Source organism: Nocardia sp. NPDC056952 (assembly GCF_042674185.1).
Classification (GTDB): Bacteria; Actinomycetota; Actinomycetes; order Mycobacteriales; family Mycobacteriaceae; genus Nocardia.
In genome coordinates, this window is sequence record NZ_JBHURA010000001.1 from 1,487,262 (window position 1) to 1,507,296 (window position 20,035).

The window sequence follows — 20,035 nt, forward strand, 5'->3', positions numbered from 1 at the left end:
TTCACAAAGCCGGTGGTTCATTAAACACCGCCTCCCTCCGACTGGCTTTTCGGAAATATTTGCCCCCAAACCCAAATATTGCGTTTCTTGGCCCGGGTCTATTTTGTTCCACAGGGCCCTTCTGCTGTTCGTTGAAATCCAGAATTACTGCTGACCGAAATATTTTGTATGTCCACATTATTGGACATCTTGTTGCTGGATTCCTGCTTAGCCTCGCAGAGGAAGGACGGCGCGCAGGTTGGCGCCTTTTTCCTTATGTGAGCGCATATCGCGCGAATTCTGATCGGTCGGGAGCAGCGGTGCTCGCCGACCAGCTGGAGGTTTCACGAAATGTTCTGGACCAAGAACTCTCGTCCCCGACGGGCCGCGGCCGGTCTCACCCTCGCGCTCGCTCTCGCATCGGGTAGCTGGCTGGATTCCTCGGTCGCACTAGCGGATCCGGGAGCGAGGTTTGTGGTGATCACCGGGGCCGGTTCGTCGAATATCAGCGTGCTGGGTCTCGACAGCGCAGGCGGGTTGTCGAAGGTGGCGGGATCGCCGTTCGCCTCGGGAACCGGTGCGCTGGCGGTGACGATTACTCCAGATGGCCGGAAGGTCTATTCGGCGAACGTCGTGTCGGGCACAGTGAACGGATTCGATCTCGGTGCCGACGGCAGGCTCACTCCTATCGCCGACGCGCACTTCGACCTCGGCAGCCCCGGTGTGGGAATCCTGGCGGCACCCGATGGCAAGACAGTGTTTGTGACCACCGGCACGGTGACGAACGAGATCCGTGCCTACCGGATCACCAGCACGGGCGGACTCACCCCGACCGGGGCAACTCCGGTGCCGATCCCTGGGGTCAGCGGACTGAGCATGCCCGCCATCTCGCCCGACGGAAAGTATCTCTTCATGGTGGGCTGGCTCGACGCCACGGTGCTGAGCTATGCCGTGGGGCCGAACGGCGCGCTGACGCAGGTGGATTCGGTACCCGCTGGATTGATGTCGACTATTCCCGGCGTCACTCCGGACGGACGCTTTCTTTACACCAGCAATGAGGCGGAGGGCAATGTATCGGGCTATTCGATCGGCGCCGACGGGAAACTGACACCGGTACCCGGATCCCCCTTCCGTACCGGCTTGATGCCGCTGCCGCACGGCGCGATGTTCACTTCCGACAGCAAACGCATGTACATGGCCGAGGCGATGGCGGGCGGCATCGCCGGATTCGAGATCGCCGAGAACGGCGCGCTGACCACGCTGCCCGGTACGCCCTACAAGGCGCCGGCGGGCACGCTGCCGGGCCGTGTTCTGGTCGACTCGGTATCGCAACATGTCTTCCTCATCGACACTCTCACCGTTCAAGGCACTTCACGAGTGCATACCTATGCGATGGCGCCCGACGGGCGGCTCACGTTGACCGATGCCCCTTCGGTCGATACCGGCCTGCTCTTCGCCGACGGGCCGAATGCGTGGGTGGCGACCCAGTGACGATCGGTCCGAGCCCCTCGCGCGGCGGGATATTACATATATTATATTCAGGAAGAACTCATATTTCAGCTGCCAAGGGAGGCACACGATGAAACCGTACCGCTCGATGCTCTTCGTCCCCGGTCACAAGGGCACCTGGGCCGACAAGGGCGTCGCATCCGGTGCTGACGCGCTGATCCTCGACCTCGAAGACTCGGTGCCCGCCGCCGACAAGATCGAGGCACGCGGCATCGTCGCCGCCACCATCGACCGCCTCACCGCCGAGGGCGTGCGCCCCGACCTGTGGGTCCGGGCCAACCCGGAGATCAGTGGACTTCTCGGCGGCGACCTGGAGGCCATCGTGCGTCCGGGGCTGGCCGGACTGTTCCTGGCCAAGGTGTTCACCGCCGAGGAGATCGTGCGCCTGGACGCGGTCCTGAGCCACATCGAACAGCGCGAGGGTCTCGAGGTGGGCACCGTGCAGTTGATCGTGTCCTTCGAGACCGCGGTGTCGATGGCGCACTGCGAGGACATCGCGGGCGCGAGCCCCCGGGTGGCCTCGCTGCTAGGTGCCACCGGTCCCAACGCCGACGTCGGCCGGGAACTCGGCTTCGAGTTCACTCCCGGCGGGCTCGAAACGCTGTACCTGCGCAGCCGGATCATCCTGGCGGCCAAGGCGAACGGGCTGCACCACCCGGTGACCGGCGTGTGGCAGGACATCAAGGATCTCGAGGGTGCGCGTCGTTTCTGCCTGGACAACCGCCAGCTCGGCTACCGCGGTCTGGTGGCGATCCACCCGTCGCACGTGGCCATCGCCAACGAGGTGTTCTCGCCGTCGCCCGAGACCGTCGACTACTGCCGGCGCATGATCGTGGCGTTCCGGGAAGCCGAAGCCGCAGGCAGCGCCGCGGTCGACTTCGAGGGCCAGCACGTCGATCTCGCCCACGTCAAGACCGCCGAGGGCATCATCGCCCTGTCTGACGCGGTGTCGGCCAACGCGTAACCAGCACAAAAAGGAAGGGGGTGGCCGCGGCCACCCCCTTCTTCGTGTTCTGAGCTGATCAGCCCACGATCAGCAGAACCGTCTCGGCGACGCAGGCCGGCTTGGCCTCACCGCCGTCGAGCACATACTTCGCCGTCACCGAAGCTCCAGCCGGAGTCTCGGTGACATCGGTGATCGTGACGGTCGCCCGAAGTTCCGATCCGGCGCGCAGCGGCGCCGGAAAGCGAACCTTGTTGACGCCGTAGTTGACCCGGGCCGAGCCGAAGGTGAAATCCAGGAGCTCCGGCCGGAAATGGGAGATCAGCGAGAGCGTGAGATATCCATGGGCGATGGTGCCGCCGTAGGGTCCCGTGGCAGCACGCTCCGGGTCGACGTGGATCCACTGCTCGTCGTCGGTGACCACGGCGAACGCGGAGATCCGCGTCTGGTCGACGAGAAACGGTTCACTCGGGCCGATCGGCTCGCCCACCGCGGCGCGGACCTCGTCGAGGGTGGTGAAAACGCGGGTCACGAGGTCTCCTGGCTAATCGGTGGTGAGATCGACGGTGGCATTCGGTCCGGCGGATTCGCCGCCGGGGCCGAACAATTCGAGTGCGACACCGTCGGGTACCTCGGTGGCGAGCAGCCGGGCGGGCTGACCGCAGAACAGCGGCGCCCTGCCCCGGTGCCGTAGCTCGCGTGCGGGCGACCCGCCCATCAACCGGTGGACCTCCGCCAACGCGATGGCTTGCAACGGGCCGTGCACGACCAGCCCGGGGTAACCCTCCACACCGGTGGCATAGGGCCAGTCGTAGTGGATGCGGTGCGCGTTGGCGGTGGCCGCGGAGAACCGCGCGAGCAGTGACGGATCGGTGCGCAGCTCCCAGGCGTTGTCCGAGGCTCGGTGCAACGGCGTGCCCGGAACGGTGTTCTCGGCCTGCGGGAACACTGCGGGCCGCTCGGGGGCGGGCGCGGCCTCCCGATAGATCAGGTTCTGCGTCTCCTCGACGGCGAGTTCGTCAGTGTCGTCGAACAATCGGATCTGGACGTCGACCACCACCAGTGCGCCCGAGCGGCCCTTCTTCTCCGACACCGAGATGACCTCGGCCTCGCGGCGCACGGTCGATCCGACGAGAAGTGGTGCGTGGACACGGATCTCACCACCGGCGAACATCCGACGCGGCAGGTCGACCGGCGGCAGGAACGACCCGCGTCGCGGGTGTCCGTCGACACCGAGGACACCGGAGGCAGCCCACCGGGGCAGGGCCACCCAGTGCCACAGCGGTGGCAGCGGATCACCGGGGCCCGGGGTGGGCAGACCGTCGTCGAGCAGGGCCGCCAACGCGGCCACCGGAGCGGGATCGAGGAGCTCGGTGGAGGTTTCCAGATGCGGCTGCCAGTCGGAGGCGGTCACATGAACCGCCCGCCGGTCACCTCGAGCACGGTGCCCGTCATGTACGAGGACATGTCGGAGGCGAGAAACAGTGCCACCGTGGCGATCTCGTCGATCTCACCGGCGCGGCCGAGGGGAATCTCGGCCATCTTCTGGTCCCATACCTTCTGCGGCATGGCTTCGGTCATGGCGGTACGGATGAGGCCGGGCTGGATGGCGTTGACCCGAACACCCAGGTGCGCGAGCTCTTTCGCCGCTGCCTTGGACAGGCCGACGATGCCGGCCTTGGCCGCGGAGTAGTTGGTCTGGCCGGGCAGGCCGATCTTGCCCGAGAGCGAGGACATGTTGATGATGGCGCCGTTGCCGCGCTCGCGCATCACCGCACCGGCCAGGCGGGTGCCGTTCCAGGTGCCCTTGAGATGCACGGCGATGACCTGGTCGAACTGGTCCTCGGTCATTTTGCGCATGGTCGCGTCGCGGGTGATGCCCGCGTTGTTGATCATGACGTCGACGGGGGAGAAGGATTCGGCGGCGGCGTCGAGCAGGGTCTGGACATCGTCGGCGACGGTGACGTCACAGCGCACACCACGAGCGACAGCCGCGCCGCCGAGCTTGTCGGCGGCGGCTTCGGCGGCCGCACCGTCGATGTCACCGATGATGACGCGGGCACCCTCGGCGATGAACCGTTCGGCGATCGCGTAGCCGATGCCCTGGGCGGCGCCGGTGATGACGGCGGTCTTGTCGGCCAGAAGTGGTCCGGTCATGGTGCTTCCTCACTGTCGGTGGTGGCGCCGAGCTGCGCCAGGATGCGTCGGGCACGGTCGAGGACGGGCTTGTCGACCATGGCACCGTCGACAACGGCGACACCCGAAGTGTCGGTGATCGCCGCGAAAATTCTTCGTGCCCACGCCTGTTCGTCCGCGCTGGGCCGGAAGGCTGTGGCCACGGGGTCGAGTTGGCGTGGGTGGATGCAGAGTTTGCCGGTGAAACCGAGCCGCCTGCCGTAACGGGCGTCGTCGTCGACCAGGTCGGCGTCATCGACGACGGCGGTAACGCCGTCGATCGGGCCGGGCAGGCCCGCTGCGGCCGAAGCGAGCACGAGAGCGTGCCGAGTCCCGGCCAGCGCGTCGCGGTCGGTGGGGTCCACCCCGAGTTCGGCGGCGAGGTCGAAGGTGCCGACCGCGAGTCGATCCACTCCCGGTGTGGCGGCGACGGCTGCTGAATGCAGTACCCCCGCAGCGGTTTCGATCAAGGCGATCAGCAAGGGTTCGGTCCGGCCGATGGCGGCTTTGGGACGGTAGGGACCGCTTCGTCGACTCGACTGCCCCTCGGCGAGCGCCGCGACGACACCGTCGAGAACCCCGACTTCGGCTTTCGGCAGCATCACCGCGCAGCGCAGCGGTGCCAGTGCTGCGAGATCGTCGTCATGCCAGACGGTTCCGGCCGCGTTGATGCGCACGGCGCACTCGTTGCCCGCGTCGATCCAGGCCACGGCGTTCTCGCGCGCGGCCTCTTTGGCATCGGGGGCGACGGCGTCCTCGAGATCGAGTACGACCAGGCCGGGGTTCGCCGCAGCGGCCTTGGCGAAACGTTCGGGACGATCTGCCGGGACGAACAACAGCGTCGCGGCGGAGCGCACCCGCGTCGCCAGATCGGTGGCGATACCGGTACTCACGCGCGCTTCTTCGCTTCGCGCACGAGCCCGCCACCGATGATCAGGCGCTGGATCTCGCTGGTGCCCTCGTACAGGCGCAACAGGCGGACATCGCGGTAGATGTGCTCGACGGTGACTTCACGCATGTAGCCGCTGCCGCCGTGGATCTGCACCGCGTTGTCGGCGACCCGGCCGACCATCTCGGTGCAGAAGAGCTTGGCCACCGACGGTGAGATCCGCCGGTCCTCGCCGGAGACGTACTTGGCGGCGGCGTCGCGCACCAACGCGCGGCCTGCCATCACGCCGGTCTGCATATCGGCGATCATCGCCTGGACCAACTGGAAATCACCGATGGCCGTGCCGCCCTGGGTGACGGTGGCGGCGTAGGCAACCGACTCGTCGAGCGCGCGCTGGGCGGTGCCGACAGCGAGCGCGGCGATGTGGACGCGGCCACGCGACAGAGAGGCCATCGCGGCCTTATAACCTACGTTCTCCGAGCCACCTACCAGGGCGTCTGAGGGAACGCGGACATCGGTGAAGGTGACATCGGCGGTCCACGCACCCTCCTGACCCATCTTCGCGTCCTTGGGGCCGACGATGACTCCCGGTGTATCGGCGGGCACCAGGAATACGGCGATACCGGGACCGTCCGGGCCGGGCTCCGCGGTGCGGGCGAACGTGACGAACAGATCGGCCAGGGGAGCGTTGGTGATGAAGCGCTTCTGACCGTCGATCACCCAGTTGTCACCGTCACGCCGTGCACGGGTGCGCAGCCCCGCGGGGTTGGAGCCCGCACCGGGTTCGGTGAGCGCGAAGGAGGCCAGCACCTCGCCCGAGGCGATCCGCTCGAGCCACTGCTTCTTCTGCTCGTCGGTGCCGTAGTTCACCAGCACCTGGCCCGCGATGCCGTTGTTGGTGCCGAACAGCGACCGCAGCGACAGGCTGGTGTAGCCGAATTCCATGGCGAGCTCGACATCCTGGGTGAGATCGACGCCGAGGCCGCCCCACTGCTGCGGAATCGCGTACCCGAACAGCCCCATCTCGGCTGCGGCCTGGCGGATGTCGTCCGGAATCGCGTTGGTGTCGAGGATCTCCTGCTCGCGCGGGACCACCTTCGTGCGGATGAAAGTACGGACGTGGGCCAGGATCGGATCGAAGTCCTCGGCACTGAGTTCGGACACTCTCGGCTCCCTTGTTTGAGCGCGGTTGATACTAGATATAATATATGATGATACAATATATGATGAGTCCGCACGGTGGGGTACCATCCGTCCGGCACTATCTAGTACATAATATATTCCGAGAGGACGCGACATGGCTGGCCTGTATTTCGAGGAGTTCGAGCCGGGAATGGTCATCGACCATCCCACCCGCCGCACGGTCACCGAGGCGGACAACACGTTCTTCAGCGTGATGACCCTGAACCTGGCGCCGCTGCATCTCGACGCCGAGTACAGCAAGAACTCCATCTACGGTCAGCGCCTGGTGAACAGCCTGTTCATCCTCGGCCTGGTGTCGGGCATCACCGTGCCGGAGACCACCCAGGGCACCACCCTGGGCAACCTGGGCTTCGAGCAGATCAAGTTCCCCAAGCCCGTCTTCCACGGCGACACGATCCACGTGCAGACCAAGATCGAGAGCAAGCGGGAATCCAAGAGCCGCAACGACTCCGGCATCGTGATGTTTCGCCACCTCGGCATCAACCAGCGTGACGAAGTGGTCTGTGACGCCCTGCGCGTCGGTCTGATGATGAAGCGACCGGCCGAGCAGGCCTGATCCGGTCCGACGAATCACCAACGAGGAGGACACGTCATGGTGGACGTTCAGCCTGTCGAGCAGCCGGCCTGGGTTCCCGACGAGCAGATCCGTGAGCGCAGCCGTCTGCTGACGGCGATGCGCGGCTGGGGCTTCGGCGACGATGCCACGGCAGTTACCGAGCTCAACCGACGGGCGATCGCCGAACCCGAATGGTTCTGGCAGGCGGCGGCAACCGACCTGGGCGTGGACTTCTCGGTCCCGTTCGACCGCGCCGTCGACGAATCGGCCGGAAAACCCTTCCCTCGGTGGTTCACCGGCGGTGGTGTGAACATCGCGCAGCTGGCCGCGCATCGGCACGCACAAGGAAGCAATGCCGACCGCACCGCGATCGTTTACGAGGGTGACGAGGGTGAGCGTCGCACGCTGACCTTCGCCGAACTCGACGTCGAGGTGCGCCGCTTCGCCGCCAACCTCACCCAGCTGGGTGTGCGGCGTGGCGACCGGGTGGTGCTGTTCATGCCGGTGGTGCCCGAAGCGGCCGTGGCGTTCCTCGCGATCGCCATGATCGGGGCCGTCTCGGTGCCGACCTTCAGCGGGTACGCACCGGACGCACTCGCGACCCGCCTGCAGGATTCCGATGCGGTACTGCTGGTGACCGCAGACGGTACGACCCGGCGTGGCAAGCGCGTCGAGCTGAAGGCCACCGCGGACGCGGCGCTGGAGGCGGCGCCCTCGGTCCGCAAGGTCGTGGTCATCCGGCATCTGGGCACCGACGTGCCGATGCACGCCGGCCGCGATGTGTATTACGACGAACTCGACGCCGACCCGGCCCCGGTGGCGACCGCCGACACCGAGTCCAACGACCCGCTGACCATCGTCTACACCTCGGGCACCACCGGTCGCCCGAAGGGCATCGTGCACTCGCACGGAGGCTTCGCGGTGAAGACCGCGGTCGATTTCGGCTACGGCTTCGATGTGCACGACGGCGATGTCGTCTCCTGGATCACCGATCTCGGCTGGCTCGTCGGTCCGATGCTGATGACCGGCCCGCTGCAACTGGGCGCGACGATCGTGATGATCGAAGGGCTGCCCACCCATCCGACCGCGAGCCGGATGTGGGAGATCATCGAACGCAACGGCGTCACCGTGGCCGGTATCGCGCCCACCGCGGCTCGAGCGCTGAAAGCGGCGGGAGATGCTGTCACCCACGAGATGCCGAGCCTGCGGACCTTCGTTTCCACCGGCGAAGCCTGGGATGAACCCACCTGGTGGTGGCTGTTCTCCGAGGTCGGCGGTGGCAAGCGACCGATCGTCAACTACAGCGGCGGCACCGAGGTCGGCGGCGGCATCCTGATCGGCTATCCCTTCCTGCCTGCGGCCCCGGCGGCCTTCACCGGTGCACTGCCCGGCGTCGACGCCGCGGTATTCGGCGAGGACGGCAAGCCGGTCGTCGGTGAGATCGGGGAACTGGTGGTGCGCAACACCTTCCCCGGCATGACCCACGCCTTCTGGCAGGACCGCGAGCGCTACCTCGAGACCTACTGGAACCAGTGGGACGGTATCTGGGTGCACGGCGACCTCGCCAGCATCGATGATCAGGGCATGTGGCGCATCCACGGCCGCTCCGACGACACCATCAAACTCTCGGGTCGCCGGGTCGGCCCCGCCGAGATCGAAGCGGCGCTGTTGCGCGACAACAGGATCGCCGAAGTCGCCGTGATCGGCGTCCCCGACGAACTGCGCGGACAGCGCGCGGTGGCCTTCGCGGTCCTGCGCGCCGCGGGGGAGACCCCACATGACCTGCAGGACACCGCGACCGGCAACGCGGGGCGCTCGTTCGCCCCGGCGGTGGTTGTCGTGGAAAGCCTGCCCAAGACCAAGAACGGAAAAATCATGCGCCGGGCCATTCGGTCCCGGTTCCTCGGGTCACCGATCGGCGACATGTCCGCTCTCGACCCCACCACCCCACTCGAAGCGATCCCCGTGTCCGCGGGCGACGAACAGGAGTAGCAATGACTGCCGCTACCGACACCGATGACAATGTCGAGGTCGTCCGTCAGGCGACGCGAGAGCTCGCGCGCAAGTTCGACAACAACTACTGGCTCGACAAGGACAACAAGCACGAATACCCCTGGGACTTCGTGAAAGCCTTCGCCGCGGGCGGTTGGCTCGGCGCGATGATCCCCGAGGAGTACGGCGGCATCGGGCTCGGCCTGAAAGAGACCGCGGTCATGCTGGGCGAGATCTCGGCCTCCGGCGCCGGCATGAGCGGTGGCTCGGCGATCCACTTCTACGCGTTCCCGCCCGCGCCGATCGTGAAGTACGGCTCGGAGGCGATGAAGCGCGAGTTCCTGCCCCAGCTCGCCTCCGGCGATCTGCTGATGGCCTTCGGCGTCACCGAACCCACCGCGGGCGTTGACACTTCGCGGATCAAGACCAAGGCCACCAAGGTCGACGGCGGTTGGGTGATCAACGGGCAGAAGGTGTTCATCACCAATGCCCAGAACGCACACAAGATCCTGCTGCTGGCCCGTACCTCGCCGCGTCGCGACGACAAGCCGCTGTGGGGCATGTCGCTGTTCCTGGCCGACATGGATCGCTCCAAGATCACCGTCCGCGAGATCGACAAGCTCGGCCGCGCCGCGATCGACACCAACGAGCTGTTCATCGACAACCTCGAGGTGGCCGACGATCGCCTCGTCGGCGAGGTCGACAAGGGCTTCTACTACCTGCTCGACGGCCTGAACCCCGAACGCATCGTGGTCGGCATGGAAGGTGTGGGTCTCGGCCGCGCAGCGCTCGAGATCGGCGCCGAATACGCCAAGAACCGTATCGTCTTCGATCGCCCGATCGGCCAGAACCAGGCTGTGGCACACCCGTTGGCCGATTCCTGGATCCGTCTGGAAGCCGCTGAAGGCATGATCATGCGGGCGGCGGACTTGTTCGACGCGGGTCTGCCGTGCGGTCCCGAGGCGGCCGCGGCCAAGTACCTCGGCGCCGAAGCCGGCTTCGAGGCGTGTGACCGCGCGTTCTCCACGCTCGGCGGGTACGCCTACGCGAAGGAGTACCACATCGAGCGGCTGTGGCGGGAGGTGCGTCTGCTGCGTAATGCGCCGTTCTCCCAGGAGATGGTGCGCAACTACATCTCCCAGCAGGTGCTCGGCCTACCGCGTTCCTACTAGGAGGGGAAGAACCGATGACGGGACCGTTGACGGGTGTGCGTGTTGTCGTGCTGGCAGGCATGGGGCCGGTGCCCTACGTGTCGATGTTGCTGGCGGACATGGGCGCCGACGTCGTCCGGGTGGTGCGCCCGCCGCACCGCTCGGCGCGCGAGCTGAGCCAAACTGTCGGCCTGACCGAGGAGACCGATGTGGTCAATCGCGGTGTCGGGTCGATAGCGGTGGATCTGAAGGACCCGGCTGGGCGCGAAGCTGTTCTGCGCCTGGCTGATTCGGCCGATGTGTTCATCGAGGGCTATCGCCCCGGTGTCACCGAACGGCTGGGTCTGGGCCCCGAGGAGGCCACCGCGCGCAACCCCCGTCTGGTCTACGTCCGGCTCACCGGTTACGGCCAAACCGGTCCCCGCGCGCAGGACGCCGGACACGACATCAACTATGTCGCCCAGTCCGGCGCCCTGCACGCACTCGCGTCCGAGGGCGGCGCGCCGAGACCGCCGATCAATCTGCTCGGCGATTACGCGGGCGGTGGTGCGATCGGCGCGTTCGGCATCGCCTGCGCACTGGTGGAAGCCGCGCGCACCGGGCGCGGTCAGGTGATCGACGCCGCGATGGTCGATGGCGTCGCGGTGCTGACCGCGAAGTTGCAGGGGCTCCGTGCCGCCGGGCTGTACTCCGACGAGCCGGGTACCAATTTCCTGGATTCGGGCGCACCGTTCTACGACACCTACCGGTGCGCGGACGGTCGGTACCTGGCCGTGGGCGCCCTCGAACCCGACTTCTATCGCGAGTTCCTCACCAAGCTCGGTGTCGACACCAGCGACTGGCCCGGGCAGGACGATCGCGACGAGTGGCCACGGCTGCGCGAACTCATCGCCGAGGCGGTGGCCGGGCGCACCCGCGACGAATGGCAGCAGATCTATCAGGGAACCGATGCCTGCGTATCGCCGGTGCTCACCTTCGACGAAGCGGCGCAGGATCCGCACAATGTCGAACGCGGTGTGTTCGAACGGGTTTCGGGTGTCCTGCATCCGGCGCCCGCCCCCCGGTTCGGCCGGACCCCCGCTCGGGCGCCGTCGACACCGCCCGTGGGGCTGGGCGAACTCGATGACGTTCTCATGCGGTGGTCGACCACCGCGACTTCTACCGGCGCCGCTGCGGTGTCGATCAGCGAATGAAAGGACAATACGTGCCCGGCTACGAGGACTTCTCGTCGTTGACGATCGATCGGCCCTCGGAGGGCGTGCTGCGTATCGTCCTCGACGGGCCGAATCTGAATTCGGTTGGCGCCGAGGCGCACCGGCACCTTGCCGACGTCTGGCCGGTGATCGCACTCGACGAATCCGTGCGCGCGGTGATCATCCGCGGCGCGGGGGAGCGGGCCTTCTCCGCCGGTGGCAGCTTCGACCTCGTCGAGGACATGATCGGTGACTACAGCTCGCGGACACGGGTCATGCGCGAGGCGCGGGACCTGGTGCGCAACATCATCGAAGTACCCCAGCCGATCATCTCCGCGATCAACGGGCCGGCCGCCGGTGCGGGCCTGGTGGCAGCGCTGCTGGCCGACATCTCGGTGGCGGGTCGCCGCGCCAAGATCGTCGACGGGCACGTGCGCCTCGGCGTGGCGGCGGGCGATCACGCGGCGATCTGCTGGCCGTTGCTCACCTCGATGGCCAAGGCCAAGTACCACCTGCTCACCAACGAGGTACTCACCGGCGAGGAAGCCGAGCGTATCGGCATGGTGTCGCTGTGTGTCGACGACGACCAGGTCCAGGACCGGGCCATGGAGATCGCGCAGAAGCTGGCCGCCGGTTCGCGGGCCGGTATCCAGGGCACCAAGATGGCGCTCAACGGCTGGTACCGGCAGGCCATGCCGATCTTCGACGCATCGCTGGGCCTGGAGTTCTACCACTTCGGCGGCCCCGATGTCGCCGAGGGCGTCGGCTCCTACCGGGAGAAGCGGGAGCCCAAGTTCTCATGAGCACCGCACGCGCGCACGGCCCGCTGGCCGGTGTCACGGTGATCGGTCTGGAACAGGCCATCGCCGCCCCGCTGTGCACCCGCCATCTCGCCGACCTCGGCGCCCGCGTGATCAAGGTCGAGCAGCCCGGCTACGGCGATTCGACCCGTCACTACGACACCGTGGTCGGTGGCTTGTCGGCGCACTTCACCTGGCTCAACCACGGCAAGGAATCGGCGGCACTGGACCTGCGCGTGGCCGATGACCTCGCGGTCCTCGAAGCCATGCTGGCCGGGGCCGACGTGCTGGTGAGCAATCTCGGACCCGGCGCGCTGGACCGGCTCGGCCTCGGCGTCGACGAACTCGCACGCCGCTTTCCCCGGCTGATCATCGTCGACATCTCCGGCTACGGTCGCGGCGGACCACTCGACCACAAGCGCGCCTACGACCTGCTGATCCAGGCCGAAGCGGGCTCGTGCAGCATCACCGGCACACCCGGCAACCCCGCCAAGCCCGGCATCCCGGTCGCTGATATCGGCACCGCGCTGTACTCGTATTCGGCGATCCTGGCCGCGCTCTACGACCGCGAGCGCACCGGACACGGCGCGGTCGTGCCCGTGGCGATGCTCGATGTGGTGTCGGAGATGATGGGATTCGCCCTCAACCAGGTCCTGCACGCCGATACCGAACCGGTGCCGGTGGGAATGGGCTCGCCGATGATCGCCCCGTACGGCGCTTACCCGACTTCGGACGGGCAGACGGCGGTACTCGGAACTACCAGCGACCGTGAGTGGCGGCGGATGACCGACCTCATGGGTCGCCCTGAGCTGGCCGATGATCCGCGCTATCTGCACAACGACGATCGCGTCGCCCGCCGTGGCGAGGTGGATGCGATCGTCCAACAGTGGTGTGCCACCAAGACATTGGCCGAGATCCAGGACAGTGCCGACAAGGCTGGGATCGGGAACGCGCGACTCAACGGTGTGCGCGAACTCGCCGAGCATCCGCAACTGCGCGAGCGTGACCGTTGGCGCGAGATCGGCACTCCGTCCGGCCCTGTGCCCGCCCTGCGACCGCCGGGTACCGCACGTGACTGGCCGGTGGTCAACGGGTCCGTGCCTGCTCTCGGTGCCCACACCGACGCGATTCGCGCCGAGTTCGCGCCGACGGTGGAGTCGGGGAAGACCTGATGGATCTGCCACGCGTCGCGCAACCACCGAGCCTGAAAGCGGCTGCGGTGCAGGAGATCCGGCGCCGAATATTCGCGGGTGAGCTCCGTCCGGGTGACAAGATCGATCAGGACGAGATCGCCGAATTCCTGGGCATCAGCAAGCTACCCGTGCGCGAGGCGCTGATCGCGCTCGAGCTGGAGAGCATCGTCGACATGCCGCCGCGCCGTGGCGCGTTCGTGGCCCTGATGACGCGTGACGATGTTCGCGATCACTACTGGCTGCTCGGCGTGGTATCGGGTCTGGCTGCCGCACGTGCGGCAGCCAGGATCTCCGATGTGTCACTGGACGCGCTCGAGGCGATCCTGAATCGGATGGAAACATCGTCGAGCCGGGACCGCGAAACCCTCAACTTCGAGTTCCATCGAATGATCAACCGTGCGAGCGGATCCCGCCGCCTGCTCACCGAGCTCAAAGTACTGGGCAGCGCGGGACCACACGGCTTCTACGAAGCCCACGACGACTGGCCCGAGACGGCCGACCGCGACCACCGCGAGATCCTGACCGCGCTGCGGGCACGCGACGCGGACACCGCCCGCACCACGACCGAGAAGCACTTCCGGCACGGCGGCGACCGCGCGGTCGAGATGCTCGAAGCTCGCCAATTCTGGGCCTGATATAATATTTTATGCGTGAACTAGGAAAGGGTAGGCATGAGCCTCACAGCCGATGAGCAGCAGATGGTCGATCTGGTCGCCGACTTCGTCGATCAGCGGGTCCGCAACCGCGTGCGCGAGTTCGAAGAGGACGACATCTATCCCGAGGAGTTCATCGAGGAGATGAAGAAGCTCGGCTTCTTCGGACTGCTCGTGCCCGCCGAATACGGCGGTGTCGACGTGAGCACCGCCTGTTTCGCCGGCGTCACCGAGGAACTGGCGCGCGGCTGGATGAGCCTGGCGGGCGCCATCGGCGGCCACTCGGTGATCAGCTACCTGATCAAGACCTTCGGCACCGACGAGCAGAAGTCGAAGTACCTGCCGAAGATGGCCGAGGGCGCAATCCGCGCGACGATGGCACTCACCGAGCCCGCGGGCGGCAGTGACCTGCAAGCCATGCGCACCACCGCGGTGCGCGACGGCGACCAGTGGTCCATCTCGGGTTCCAAGACCTGGATCTCCAACGCCGCCCACTCCGGTCTGATCGGCCTGCTGTGCATCACCGATCGCGACGCCAAGCCCGCCCACAAGGGCATGAGCGTGATCCTGGTGGAGCCCGGTGACGGGATGATCATCTCCAAGAAGCTGCCCAAGCTGGGCTACCGCGGCGTCGAAGCCTGCGAGCTGGTGTTCGACGGCCGCAAGGTCGGCGACGACGCCATCCTCGGTGGCGTGCCCAACCTGGGCTGGAGTCACATGATGCGCGGCCTCGAGGTCGGCCGAATCCAGGTGGCCTCGCGTGCCTTGGGTGTCGGCCAGGCCGCGCTCGACTCCGCGGTGCGCTACGCCCAGGAGCGCCAGTCCTTCGGCAAGCCGATCTGGAAGCACCAGTCCGTCGGAAACCTCCTCGCGGACATGGCGACCAAGCAGCGCGCGGCGCGGCTGCTCACCCTCGACGCGGCCCAGAAGCTGGACGCGGGGGAGCGTGCCGACATGGAAGCGGGCATGGCCAAGCTGTTCGCCTCCGAGACCGCGATGCAGATCGCACTGGACGCGATCCGCGTGCACGGCGGCTACGGCTACTCCAAGGAATACGACGTGGAGCGATACTTCCGCGACGCGCCGCTGATGATCGTCGGTGAGGGCACCAACGAGATCCAGCGCAATGTCATTGCCGCACAGCTCATCGCGCGCAACGCGATCTGATCGGAGTCAGAAGATGTCAACTCTGCGCCGGGCCGCGATCGTTGCCCCCACCCGTACCCCCGTCGGCACCTTCGGCGGCTCACTTCGTGACGTCGCGGTCGAAGACCTGGGCGCCACCGTGGTCAAAGCCGTGGTCGAGCGCTCGGGTATCGATCCCGAACGCATCGACGACGTCGTGTTCGCCCAGTCCTACGCCAGCTCCGAGGTGCCCTGCGTCGGACGTTGGCTCGCCCTGCACGCCGGACTGCCGATCACCGTGCCCGGCATGCAGCTCGACCGCCGCTGCGGTGGTGGCCTGCAGGCGCTGGCCACCTCGGCGATGATGGTGCAGACCGGAGCAGCTGATGTCGTACTCGCCGGCGGTGTCGAATCGATGAGCCGCATCGAGTACTACTCGACCAGCACCCGCTGGGGTGCGCGCGCGGGCACCGTGCAGCTGTTCGACCGGCTCGACCGCGGCCGCGAGCGCTCCCAGCCCGAGGCCAGGTTCGGCAAGATCTCCGGGATGATCGAGACCGCCGAGAACCTCGCGCAGGACTACGGTCTGATGCGCGAAGAGGCCGACTCCTTCGCCGCCCGTAGCCATCAGCGTGCCGCCGCGGCGTGGGTGGAGGGCCGTTTCGCCGACGAGGTGGTGCCGGTGACGGTGCCGCAGCGCAAGGGCGACCCGGTCGTCTTCGCCGCCGACGAGGGCATCCGCCCGGACTCCACGGCACAGACGCTGGCGAAGCTGCGCACGATCACCCCCGGCGGCACCGTCACCGCGGGCAACTCGAGCCAGCAGAACGACGCGGCAGCGGGGCTTCTCGTCGTCGCCGAGGACCAGCTCGACGCCCTGGGCCTGGAGCCGATCGGCTACCTCACCGGTTGGGCCGCCGCGGGCTGCGAGCCCTCGCGCATGGGTATCGGTCCGGTACCCGCCGTCGCGAAACTCGCCGCGCGCCAGGGTAGCGACACGGTGTCGCTGCTGGACTCGATGGACCTGGTCGAAGTCAACGAAGCCTTCGCCGTGCAGGTCCTCGCAGTCCTCGAGGGCTGGAACTGGCGCGACCACGACCGCCTCAATGTCAACGGCTCTGGCATCTCCCTCGGCCACCCGATCGGCGCCACAGGCGTGCGCATGGTGACCACCTTGCTGCACGAGCTGCGTCGTCGTGGCGGTGGCCGTGGCCTGGCCACCATGTGCATCGGTGGTGGCCAAGGGATGGCCGCCACCTTCGAGACCGCCTGATCACCGTCAGGCACCGACTGTGCCCCGGCGAACCGAACAGGCCCGCCGGGGCACAGCCATTTACTCGAAAGTCGAACGTGATCCTATGAAGCAAGTCAGCACACCATGAAGCACGACAAGCAATCACCGTGTCCGGAAGAGCCCGACATTCGCCTGATGGTCCAATTTGCCACCATGCGTATGGAATTCGTGGCCTGCCTGACAGCAGCGATGGTGTTCGTCCAAGACGTGGCCCGCCGTCGCCTCTGCGATGTCACGGTGGCGGCGGCGCACTACACCGACCTGCCCCGACTGCCGAACGAACGCTTGTATTTGCTGCCTTGAGAAAGCTGAAGCCGGCTCGAACCTGAATCGCCCTGAGGCGATAAGGTCCGAGCCGGCTTCGGTCGTTTCAGAGACGCAGCAGTGCGGCGAACTCGGCGATCGGGGTCGTGGGGCCGCCGGTGGTGATCGCGGCGAGCAAGGCTTCGCTGCGATCGGCGCCCATGTCGGCGACGGTCAGGTCGCGGAACTTGGTGTCCAGATCGGCGGGGGTCATGGGGTTTTCGGCGGTGCCGCTCGGGTTGTCGACGAAGATGTGTTCGGTGGTGCCGTCGTGGTAGACGACGGTGATGTCGGCGACCCAGCGGCCAGGGTATTCGGCGTCGAGTTCGGTATCGACCTCGATCTTCACCCGCCGCGCCATGGCGGCGACCTCGCTGCCCTCACCCAGATCGAGGCGGCCCGCCATGAAGTCGTGGTGGGCGCGGAAACCGTTGCCGCGGCCCAGGATCGCCAGGGCGAACTGGAACGGCAGGCTGTACTGCAGGTGCTCGATGATCTGGGGGGCGTAGGCGTTGGCGTTCTGGTTGCCGATGATCACGTCGCCGCCGGACTGGATGCCCAGGCGCACGGATTCGACGTCGGCCGCCCGGGCGGTGAGCTGCTGGGCCCCGTCGATGTAGGCGTGGTTGATGCCGCAGCAGCAGTAGGGCTTCACCCACACGCGGGTGATCTCGAACGAGGCATCCGGTGCGAACAGCTCGGCCGCGTCGTCGGCGACCGGCCTGCCGACAAAGGTGCGGTAGAAACCCTTGCCACCGGAGAGGAACGTGGTCGGGCCGGTGATGCCCGCGGCGGCCATCTCCGCGGCGCGAATGCCGTTGCGCGTTCCGATACCCGAGTGCAGCCGCTTCACCGAGCCGCCCGAGGAGGTGTATTCGGTGGTGCCCGAGCTGTGGCTCATCGCGATCGAGAGCGCGTGCGCGGTGCGTTCGACGTCGAAGCCGCGCATCTTTGCGACCACCGCCGCGGCGCCGAAGGCCGACAGCAGACCGTGTGGGTGGAAACCGCGTTCGAGCAGTTGCGGCGCGGCCAGGATGCCGATGCGGGTGTAGACCTCGTAGCCGGCCACGATGCCGGTGATGACCTCGCCCATCGACGCCCCGAGTTCCTCGCCGACCGCGATGGCCGCCGAGACCACCGCGCTACCGGGGTGACTGGAACTGGAACGATGCGCATCGTCGTACTCGAAACCGTGCCCGTAGGTCGCGTTGACGAAAGCCGCGTCGGCAGAGCTCATTTCGTCACTTGACGCCGTGACGTGAGCGGCGCCGGGCGCGTGCGAGGCCTTGGTCAGCTCGAGCACGGCCCGGCTCCACGGCAGCGAGGCACAGCCGATCTGCACCGCCAGCTGGTCCTGCATCAGTCGGCGCGCGCCCGCGAGCGCGTCGGCCGGGATCGAGTCGTAGTCGAGTCCGGTGACCAGCTGGGCGACCGCGTTCTCGAGTGGGGGTAGGGAAGGCATGAAAGACCTTTCGGGGTATGCGAACGTCAGGCCAGCGTGTCCAGCAGTGACTGCGGGAGGCCGTAGGACTTGGACTCGACATAGGCGTCGAAGCCTTCGAGGCCCGCTTCACGACCGATGCCGCTGTTCTTGAAGCCGCCTAGCGGAGCGAAGAAGCCGGCGGGGGTGCCGTTGAGTTCGACTGTGCCGGTGCGGATGTGGCGGGCCACGGCCAGCGCATGCGCGGGGTCGGCGGCGAAGACCGAGCCGTTGAGGCCGTAGTCGGAATTGTTGGCGATCTCGATCGCCTCGGCCTCGGTGTCGAAGGTGTGCACGGTCAGCACGGGACCGAACACCTCCTCCTGGGCGATCCTCGCGTTGGGGTCGACGTCGGCGAAGATCGTCGGTTGCACGTACCAGCCGCGATCGAGGCCCTCGGGTCTGCCGCCGCCGACGAGCACCTTGTTGCCGTCCGCCCGTGCGTCGGCGATGAAGCTCTCGACGCGCTCGCGCTGGCCGCGACTCACCAGCGGGCCGATCTCGGTCGCCGGATCGAACGGATCGCCCACCGGCATCGAGACGGCCATCTCGCGCAGCCGGTCGTAGAGTTCGTCGCGCAGTGAACGGGCGACCACGATGCGGGTCTTGTTGCTGCAGACCTGCCCGGTGTTGCGCAGCGACAGCGCCCGGATGATGGGTACCGCGACGTCGAGAGCGGTGTCATCGAGCAGGATCGCGGCGGACTTGCCGCCGAGCTCCAGGGTGACGCGGCGCAGGTCTTCGCCGCAGATGGCGGCTATCCGGCGGCCCGCGGCGGTCGACCCGGTGAACGAGACCTTGTCGACGCCGCGATGGCGGACCAGGTGCTCACTGACCTCGCGACCGGCGACGACTACGTTGACCACACCCGCGGGCAGACCGGCCTGCTCGAAGATTTCCGCGAGCAGGTAGGCCGACATCGCGGTCTCGGGCGACGGCTTGAGGATCGCGGTGCACCCGGCCAGCAGTGCGGGCGCGAGCTTGATGATGGCGATCTGCAGCGGTGCGTTCCACGGCACCACAGCCGCGACGACGCCGACCGGTTCGCGGGTGACCAGTGCGTTGCCGGTCACGGATCGGCGGATATCGGACCACTGGTACTGCGGCGCGAGTTCGAGGAACGCGTCGAGCAGCATCCGGGTGCCCATCGACTGCATCCTGGTCGACAGCGTGATCGGGCAACCCATCTCGGCGCTGATCAGCCTGGCCACCTCGTCCTGGCGCGCGGTGAGCGCCTCACTGACACGGGTGAGCACCGCGATCCGTTCGGCGAGTTCCATGCGGGGCCACGGGCCGGAGTCGAACGCGGTGCGCGCGGCGGCGACGGCGGCGTCGATATCGGCTTCGGTGCCCTCGGCGACTCGAGCCAGCACCTCCTCGGTGGCGGGGGCGATCACCTCGAAGGTCGCCTCCGACGACGGCTTTACCCACTCGCCGCCGATGAACAGCTTGTCGAACTGTCCCTGCCACAACTCTGTCTGAACACTCATTGGTCGACCTATCGTCTTAGTCGGCGATCGTGTGCCGGGTGCGAATTGCCTGGTCAGCGACATTTACTGAGGGCATTCTGATCGCGCCGTGTGACCCAGCTAATGTA

The 20,035-nt window shown here is 67.1% G+C and carries 19 protein-coding genes; 12 read left to right on the top strand and 7 right to left on the bottom strand.

From position 1 onward, the window contains the following. The first annotated feature begins 330 nt into the window (after positions 1–330). A complete protein-coding gene (locus ACFTS5_RS06795; RefSeq protein ID WP_378628104.1) occupies positions 331–1,470 on the top strand; it encodes a lactonase family protein in 1,140 nt (379 codons plus the stop codon). 88 nt (positions 1,471–1,558) lie between these two features. Beyond that, the gene (locus tag ACFTS5_RS06800) at positions 1,559–2,452 is read left to right on the top strand and encodes an HpcH/HpaI aldolase/citrate lyase family protein (protein ID WP_378628106.1); all 894 of its coding nucleotides are present in this window, start codon (positions 1,559–1,561) and stop codon (positions 2,450–2,452) included. 58 nt (positions 2,453–2,510) lie between these two features. On the opposite strand, the gene ACFTS5_RS06805 is transcribed toward ACFTS5_RS06800, so the two are convergent. From ACFTS5_RS06805 to ACFTS5_RS06825, 5 genes are read right to left on the bottom strand one after another with little or no spacing between them, the layout of a single operon-like run. Further along, a complete protein-coding gene (locus tag ACFTS5_RS06805; RefSeq protein ID WP_378628107.1) occupies positions 2,511–2,963 on the bottom strand; it encodes a MaoC family dehydratase in 453 nt (150 codons plus the stop codon). Positions 2,964–2,975: 12 nt separating this feature from the next. Beyond that, complete coding sequence (locus ACFTS5_RS06810) at positions 2,976–3,845, bottom strand: MaoC family dehydratase N-terminal domain-containing protein (RefSeq protein ID WP_378628109.1); 870 nt, start codon at positions 3,843–3,845, stop codon at positions 2,976–2,978. Next, positions 3,842–4,588, bottom strand: a complete 747-nt coding sequence (gene fabG, locus ACFTS5_RS06815; protein ID WP_378628110.1) for a 3-oxoacyl-ACP reductase FabG — start codon at positions 4,586–4,588, stop codon at positions 3,842–3,844. The genes ACFTS5_RS06810 and fabG overlap by 4 nt, the downstream gene beginning before the upstream one ends. After that, on the bottom strand, positions 4,585–5,499 hold the full coding sequence (locus ACFTS5_RS06820; RefSeq protein ID WP_378628112.1) for an HpcH/HpaI aldolase/citrate lyase family protein: 915 nt from the start codon (positions 5,497–5,499) through the stop codon (positions 4,585–4,587). Before ACFTS5_RS06820 ends, fabG begins: the two co-directional genes overlap by 4 nt. After that, the gene (locus ACFTS5_RS06825) at positions 5,496–6,659 is read right to left on the bottom strand and encodes an acyl-CoA dehydrogenase family protein (RefSeq protein ID WP_378628114.1); all 1,164 of its coding nucleotides are present in this window, start codon (positions 6,657–6,659) and stop codon (positions 5,496–5,498) included. The genes ACFTS5_RS06820 and ACFTS5_RS06825 overlap by 4 nt, the downstream gene beginning before the upstream one ends. Before the next feature lie 133 nt (positions 6,660–6,792). On the opposite strand from ACFTS5_RS06825, the gene ACFTS5_RS06830 reads away from it, so the two are divergent. From ACFTS5_RS06830 to ACFTS5_RS06875, 10 genes are all read left to right on the top strand, one after another. Further along, the gene (locus tag ACFTS5_RS06830; RefSeq protein ID WP_101463091.1) at positions 6,793–7,254 is read left to right on the top strand and encodes a MaoC family dehydratase; all 462 of its coding nucleotides are present in this window, start codon (positions 6,793–6,795) and stop codon (positions 7,252–7,254) included. A gap of 36 nt (positions 7,255–7,290) precedes the next feature. Beyond that, positions 7,291–9,246 (top strand): AMP-binding protein, encoded by a 1,956-nt coding sequence (locus ACFTS5_RS06835; protein ID WP_378628117.1) that lies wholly within the window; start codon positions 7,291–7,293, stop codon positions 9,244–9,246. Between the two features lie 2 nt (positions 9,247–9,248). Further along, entirely contained in the window at positions 9,249–10,418 is a 1,170-nt protein-coding gene (locus ACFTS5_RS06840) for an acyl-CoA dehydrogenase family protein (protein WP_378628119.1), read from the top strand. A gap of 14 nt (positions 10,419–10,432) precedes the next feature. After that, positions 10,433–11,590 (top strand): CaiB/BaiF CoA transferase family protein, encoded by a 1,158-nt coding sequence (locus ACFTS5_RS06845; RefSeq protein WP_378628121.1) that lies wholly within the window; start codon positions 10,433–10,435, stop codon positions 11,588–11,590. Further along, on the top strand, positions 11,587–12,393 hold the full coding sequence (locus tag ACFTS5_RS06850) for an enoyl-CoA hydratase/isomerase family protein (RefSeq protein ID WP_378628123.1): 807 nt from the start codon (positions 11,587–11,589) through the stop codon (positions 12,391–12,393). The genes ACFTS5_RS06845 and ACFTS5_RS06850 overlap by 4 nt, the downstream gene beginning before the upstream one ends. Further along, positions 12,390–13,562 carry a CaiB/BaiF CoA transferase family protein gene (locus ACFTS5_RS06855; protein ID WP_378628126.1) on the top strand — a complete coding sequence of 391 codons (1,173 nt, stop codon included), beginning with the start codon at positions 12,390–12,392 and terminating at the stop codon, positions 13,560–13,562. The genes ACFTS5_RS06850 and ACFTS5_RS06855 overlap by 4 nt, the downstream gene beginning before the upstream one ends. After that, positions 13,562–14,218: a GntR family transcriptional regulator gene (locus ACFTS5_RS06860; protein WP_378628128.1), complete on the top strand. Its 657-nt coding sequence runs from the start codon at positions 13,562–13,564 to the stop codon at positions 14,216–14,218. The genes ACFTS5_RS06855 and ACFTS5_RS06860 overlap by 1 nt, the downstream gene beginning before the upstream one ends. A 36-nt stretch (positions 14,219–14,254) precedes the next feature. Further along, a complete protein-coding gene (locus tag ACFTS5_RS06865; RefSeq protein ID WP_378628131.1) occupies positions 14,255–15,403 on the top strand; it encodes an acyl-CoA dehydrogenase family protein in 1,149 nt (382 codons plus the stop codon). 13 nt (positions 15,404–15,416) lie between these two features. Then, complete coding sequence (locus ACFTS5_RS06870; protein WP_378628133.1) at positions 15,417–16,634, top strand: acetyl-CoA C-acetyltransferase; 1,218 nt, start codon at positions 15,417–15,419, stop codon at positions 16,632–16,634. Between the two features lie 105 nt (positions 16,635–16,739). After that, entirely contained in the window at positions 16,740–16,958 is a 219-nt protein-coding gene (locus ACFTS5_RS06875; RefSeq protein WP_378628134.1) for a hypothetical protein, read from the top strand. A gap of 67 nt (positions 16,959–17,025) precedes the next feature. Here ACFTS5_RS06875 and ACFTS5_RS06880 read toward each other — a convergent pair whose 3' ends face one another. Then, positions 17,026–18,420, bottom strand: coding sequence for an MmgE/PrpD family protein (locus ACFTS5_RS06880; protein WP_378628136.1), 1,395 nt, complete (start codon positions 18,418–18,420; stop codon positions 17,026–17,028). A 26-nt stretch (positions 18,421–18,446) separates the two neighbouring features. Continuing rightward, positions 18,447–19,928 (bottom strand): aldehyde dehydrogenase, encoded by a 1,482-nt coding sequence (locus ACFTS5_RS06885; protein ID WP_378628138.1) that lies wholly within the window; start codon positions 19,926–19,928, stop codon positions 18,447–18,449. Positions 19,929–20,035 lie beyond the last annotated feature (107 nt).

Coding starts and splice junctions, on each gene's coding strand:
- ACFTS5_RS06845 (WP_378628121.1), top strand. CDS start 10,433: ATGACGGGACCGTTGACGGGTGTGCGTGTTGTCGTGCTGGCAGGCATG.
- ACFTS5_RS06830 (WP_101463091.1), top strand. CDS start 6,793: ATGGCTGGCCTGTATTTCGAGGAGTTCGAGCCGGGAATGGTCATCGAC.
- ACFTS5_RS06855 (WP_378628126.1), top strand. CDS start 12,390: ATGAGCACCGCACGCGCGCACGGCCCGCTGGCCGGTGTCACGGTGATC.
- ACFTS5_RS06865 (WP_378628131.1), top strand. CDS start 14,255: ATGAGCCTCACAGCCGATGAGCAGCAGATGGTCGATCTGGTCGCCGAC.
- ACFTS5_RS06835 (WP_378628117.1), top strand. CDS start 7,291: ATGGTGGACGTTCAGCCTGTCGAGCAGCCGGCCTGGGTTCCCGACGAG.
- ACFTS5_RS06870 (WP_378628133.1), top strand. CDS start 15,417: ATGTCAACTCTGCGCCGGGCCGCGATCGTTGCCCCCACCCGTACCCCC.
- ACFTS5_RS06800 (WP_378628106.1), top strand. CDS start 1,559: ATGAAACCGTACCGCTCGATGCTCTTCGTCCCCGGTCACAAGGGCACC.
- ACFTS5_RS06885 (WP_378628138.1), bottom strand. CDS start 19,928: ATGAGTGTTCAGACAGAGTTGTGGCAGGGACAGTTCGACAAGCTGTTC.
- ACFTS5_RS06840 (WP_378628119.1), top strand. CDS start 9,249: ATGACTGCCGCTACCGACACCGATGACAATGTCGAGGTCGTCCGTCAG.
- ACFTS5_RS06880 (WP_378628136.1), bottom strand. CDS start 18,420: ATGCCTTCCCTACCCCCACTCGAGAACGCGGTCGCCCAGCTGGTCACC.
- ACFTS5_RS06875 (WP_378628134.1), top strand. CDS start 16,740: ATGAAGCACGACAAGCAATCACCGTGTCCGGAAGAGCCCGACATTCGC.
- ACFTS5_RS06795 (WP_378628104.1), top strand. CDS start 331: ATGTTCTGGACCAAGAACTCTCGTCCCCGACGGGCCGCGGCCGGTCTC.
- ACFTS5_RS06860 (WP_378628128.1), top strand. CDS start 13,562: ATGGATCTGCCACGCGTCGCGCAACCACCGAGCCTGAAAGCGGCTGCG.
- fabG (WP_378628110.1), bottom strand. CDS start 4,588: ATGACCGGACCACTTCTGGCCGACAAGACCGCCGTCATCACCGGCGCC.
- ACFTS5_RS06850 (WP_378628123.1), top strand. CDS start 11,587: ATGAAAGGACAATACGTGCCCGGCTACGAGGACTTCTCGTCGTTGACG.